Consider the following 410-nt stretch of genomic DNA (forward strand, 5'->3'; position numbering starts at 1 on the left):
TAACGGGGAGCTTGAAGATTCTCCTGAGCTCATCAACGAGGATCCCTACGAGAACTGGATCGCCAAGCTCAAGCCGAGCAACCTCGATGAGGAGCTCAAGGAGCTCATGGACGCCAAAGCCTACGCCGAGTACTTGGAGAGCCTCTGAGCGTCTCCTCTCGCTTTTCCCTCTTATAATGGCAATTTTGGAAGAATAGGGGTTGAGCTCAGTTCTTGACCGTCATCATTTTTCCGCGCGGAGCGCGGTCTCAGATACCCTAGAGGTCTTCATCGCCCGCTTTTTCCTCTCATCAAAGGATGTTAAAAGCCTAGCGGCTCGGCCAGTATGCCCTTCATCATATTATCCCTCAGCCACTCTAGGGCTCGTCATCGCCTTAGAACTACTCCTCTTGGAACTTTGATAAATGTGC

Annotated in this window: 1 pseudogene; it reads left to right on the forward strand. The window is 51.5% G+C overall.

Going from position 1 to position 410, the window contains the following annotated elements:
* Positions 1-148: pseudogene (locus E3E51_RS12945) on the forward strand (glycine cleavage system protein H); the annotation flags it as partial.
* Positions 149-410 lie beyond the last annotated feature (262 nt).

Origin of the sequence: Thermococcus sp. 21S7 (assembly GCF_012027615.1) — an archaeon.
In the GTDB taxonomy this organism is placed as follows: domain Archaea; phylum Methanobacteriota_B; class Thermococci; order Thermococcales; family Thermococcaceae; genus Thermococcus.